Annotated in this window: 6 protein-coding genes; 5 read left to right on the top strand and 1 reads right to left on the bottom strand. The window is 49.8% G+C overall.

From position 1 onward, the window contains the following. The 3 genes from NZ772_01665 to NZ772_01675 all read left to right on the top strand — a co-directional run. The coding region (locus tag NZ772_01665; protein ID MCS6812271.1) for an acetyl-CoA carboxylase carboxyl transferase subunit alpha at window positions 1–604 on the top strand (604 nt) is incomplete at its 5' end. Window positions 605–781: 177 nt separating this feature from the next. After that, a complete protein-coding gene (def, locus tag NZ772_01670; GenBank protein ID MCS6812272.1) occupies window positions 782–1,345 on the top strand; it encodes a peptide deformylase in 564 nt (187 codons plus the stop codon). Between the two features lie 36 nt (window positions 1,346–1,381). After that, on the top strand, window positions 1,382–1,576 hold the full coding sequence (locus NZ772_01675) for a hypothetical protein (protein ID MCS6812273.1): 195 nt from the start codon (window positions 1,382–1,384) through the stop codon (window positions 1,574–1,576). A gap of 361 nt (window positions 1,577–1,937) precedes the next feature. Here NZ772_01675 and NZ772_01680 read toward each other — a convergent pair whose 3' ends face one another. Continuing rightward, window positions 1,938–2,597 (bottom strand): bifunctional 4-hydroxy-2-oxoglutarate aldolase/2-dehydro-3-deoxy-phosphogluconate aldolase, encoded by a 660-nt coding sequence (locus NZ772_01680; GenBank protein ID MCS6812274.1) that lies wholly within the window; start codon window positions 2,595–2,597, stop codon window positions 1,938–1,940. A 109-nt stretch (window positions 2,598–2,706) separates the two neighbouring features. On the opposite strand from NZ772_01680, the gene NZ772_01685 reads away from it, so the two are divergent. Both NZ772_01685 and NZ772_01690 read left to right on the top strand, forming a co-directional pair. Beyond that, window positions 2,707–2,916, top strand: coding sequence for a glycogen debranching protein (locus tag NZ772_01685; GenBank protein MCS6812275.1), 210 nt, complete (start codon window positions 2,707–2,709; stop codon window positions 2,914–2,916). Window positions 2,917–3,003: 87 nt separating this feature from the next. Further along, on the top strand, window positions 3,004–3,549 hold a 546-nt coding region (locus NZ772_01690), incomplete at its 3' end, for a serine--tRNA ligase (GenBank protein MCS6812276.1).

Below are 3,549 nucleotides of genomic sequence, written 5' to 3' on the forward strand. Positions count from 1 at the left end.
GCGTGATACTAAGGATAACGTGGCTCGCAACTTTGGCATGGCTTCCCCTGGTGGCTACCGCAAAGCTATGCGTGTTATGGATCATGCTGATCGTTTCGGCCTGCCCATCTTGACCTTTATCGATACCCCTGGAGCACTTCCCAGTGCTGAAGCAGAACGCCTAGGGCAGGGTGAAGCTATTGCTTACAACCTACGGGAAATGTTTCGCCTGTCAGTGCCTATTATCTGTACTGTTATTGGGGAAGGTGGCTCTGGTGGTGCACTAGGCATTGGGGTGGGCGATCGACTACTGATGTTCGAGCATTCTGTCTATACCGTTGCTAGCCCCGAAGCCTGCGCCTCTATCCTGTGGAAAGATGCCAGCAAAGCTCCCCAAGCGGCTGAAGCTTTGAAGTTCACAGCGAAGGATCTGAAGGATTTGGGCATTCTAGATCAAATGCTACCAGAACCTCTGGGTGGTGCTCACTCTAATCCTCTGGCTACTGCTACTACCCTGAAGCAAGCCCTATTGGCTAACCTAGCTGACTTAAGCGCCCTATCACCCGATGAACTGCGAGCACAACGCTACAAGAAGTTCCGTAAGATTGGGGTCTTTCTGGAATGAGTGTTAAAACTAGAGGCATAACCCTGTAGCTTTTTACAGGGCTACGTTAGAATTAGGGTTAAAGCGGAATAAGTCCGACCTAGTCATCATTAACCGCAGCACGATATTAGTGACAAATTAGTGACAATAGCAATAAATCCAGTGACAACTTTAGTATTTGTGTGAGCAACAATCATCATGGCAGTTGACGTGTTAGTTGAGAAGAAGAAACTTGCAAAGCCACCCCTGAAGGTTCATCAGCTAGGCGATCGAGTCTTACGCCAGACCGCCAAGCGCGTCAGCAAGGTGGATGATGAACTGCGGACGTTGGTTCGAGAAATGCTGCAAACGATGTACAGTCAAAACGGCATTGGTCTTGCTGCCCCTCAGATTGCCATTCAAAAACAGTTGCTCGTGATAGATTGCCAGCCCGACGAAGCTACAACTCCCCCCTTGGTGATGATTAACCCAGTCATCAATCAAGTCAGCGACGATTTGGCAGTTGACCAAGAAGGGTGTCTAAGCATTCCTGGTGTATTTTTGGATGTACGCCGCCCTGAAATCATTGATGTGTCCTTTAAGGATGAACATGGTCGTCCTCAGCGCATGATGGCCTCAGGTTTGTTAGCGCGGGTAATTCAACACGAAATGGATCATTTGAACGGTGTGTTGTTTGTCGATCGAGTTGAAAACGAACTTGCTCTGAACCAAGAACTGAGCAAGCACGGCTTTTCTCAACAAGCAGTGCGCCCTATCCGCTAACTCCCGCTTGCTGTTACTACATCCTTAGGAGACCCCGTGACCCCGAAAAGTGGTGCATTCTTAGCTGGTTCCTGTGTTGCTGCGATCGCTGCCGTCGGCTGCATCTTTGAGCTGAGTTCAGGCAAACCCGATCTGGGCAGTTTACCAACCTGGATGATTTTTGCTGCCAGCGTGCCCTTGACCATTTTCCTATTCATAGCCGCCGTCCGCGATGCCCGTGCTAATCAGTAGCTGGTTCATAGGGTCGTCGAGTTCTGCGTCGGTGAAGCCCCCTTACTAGTGTTTGGTGGCAGCTAGGGGCGCAATTAGTATTGATTACTAATCTCCATTTGGAGTATGTTCGGGCTTCATTCCAGACTGACACAACTGTCGTCTAGCACTGATCTAAACTAATCCAAACAGTGCTTAGCAACAGTTGATTAGTACTTCAAAAGCTAGCTACATAACCCATTAGTTCGTAGTAGGGGCTTGAGTCCTTACTAGTAGCTAGCTATGGCTGTAGTGTGGGGAAGTGGTATAAGTCGGCTCGGCTATCGCGGTTGCAGCTATAAACATTGGCCTTGAGGGAAATCAACTAAAGACAGGCCCTGTTCTAGGGTGCGGCAATTACCTCTAGGGTGTCTACCAGTCGAGCAGCGTGGCTAGCGATCGCGCTCCAATTTTGGTTCTGTACCCAATGGTGAGGAAACAGTGCCGTAGACAGACCTACCGCAATAGCCCCAGCAGTAATCATCTCTTTCGCATTGTCCAGGGTGATGCCCCCGGTGGGAATGAGGGGAATATGCCCAAGGGGAGCCTGCAAGCTACGTAGGTAGCTAACACCCCCCACAGCAGTAATGGGAAATACTTTGACACTACTAGCCCCTGCCTGCCAAGCTTGGACAATTTCCGTAGGGGAGAGAGCACCGGGAATAATGGGGATATGGTGGGCGATGGCCTGCCTAATTAAGTCTTGGTCAACATGGGGAGTGAAAATGAACTCGGCTCCAGCGGCGATCGCCGCCTCAAGCTGTTCTCGATTCACGATTGTTCCAGCCCCAATGTCGCAATCGGGTAACTCTTGTTGTAATTCAGCAATGAGCCTACTAGGCTGATCACTATTCCAGGCTATTTCAATCAGCCGAATGCCACCCAAAGCCGCCGCTATTGCTAACTGTCGCCCGATCGCCATGTCTGCTGTGCGAATCACTGCGATCGCCCGTCGATGGTGCACAGTTGATAGCCACTGTTGTCTGCTAGGATTTTCCCCCATGGTTCTCCCTCCTATTGACAATCCCTAATCCTTTAGCAGGCTGTAACATTTGTCTTTAGTTAACGATGCTACTCTGATAACGTAGTCTATCTTCAGGTTAATGATGACTATGACAACAATATGGATTAATGAGCAAATTGATCCCTCTGGCATTCTCTACGCTTGTATTGCCAGTTGCAGCGAAGATGATGCTCGTAAGTGTCACGATGAGTTTCTACAAAACTTGACGGATGAGCAACAGCGATCGGGTTGGATTGCCCGCATTCGCACGGTCGAGTCTTGGGATGAGGTGCCGCCCACAGCACTGAAGTTGTGCTAGGAAACCCAGCACGATCGCCTCAGTTGGGTAGGATTGAGAGAGAATGACATTGTAAAAATGACATTGTGAAAACAGTAGGGAACGATCGTGCTGGATTTGAAACTCATCCGAGAAGCACCAGAGCTAGTGCAGCAACGCCTAAATACCCGCAATGGCGACTATGACCTTCAACCGTTACTAGCGCTAGACAAACAACAGCGCGAAATGGAACAGCAGCGATCGCAGTTGCAAGCCCGCAGCAATGAAATTGGTAAGCTAGTGGGGCAACGCATTAAAGCTGGCAGCGACCCCAACGGTGAAGACATTCAAGCATTGCGAGAAGAGGGTAACCAACTCAAGCAAACTCTCAGTGACTTGGAACCGGCTGAAAAGCTGATAAAGTCCAAGATTGAAGCTATGCTGCTGACGTTTCCAAATCTGCCGAGCGAGACAACTCCCATTGGTGAGAACGAAACACACAATGTGGAAATACGACGGTGGGGAGATGAGTTTTTGCCAACCAGTCAAGACATTTTGCCCCATTACGAAATTGGGGAAAGGCTGGGGATCATCAATACCGAGCGAGCCACCAAGATTGCTCAGACTCGGTTTGTGGCGCTGTTTGGGGCTGGAGCAGCCTTAGAGCGGGCGTTG

This window comes from Cyanobacteriota bacterium, assembly GCA_025054735.1.
GTDB lineage: Bacteria > Cyanobacteriota > Cyanobacteriia > SKYG9 > SKYG9 > SKYG9.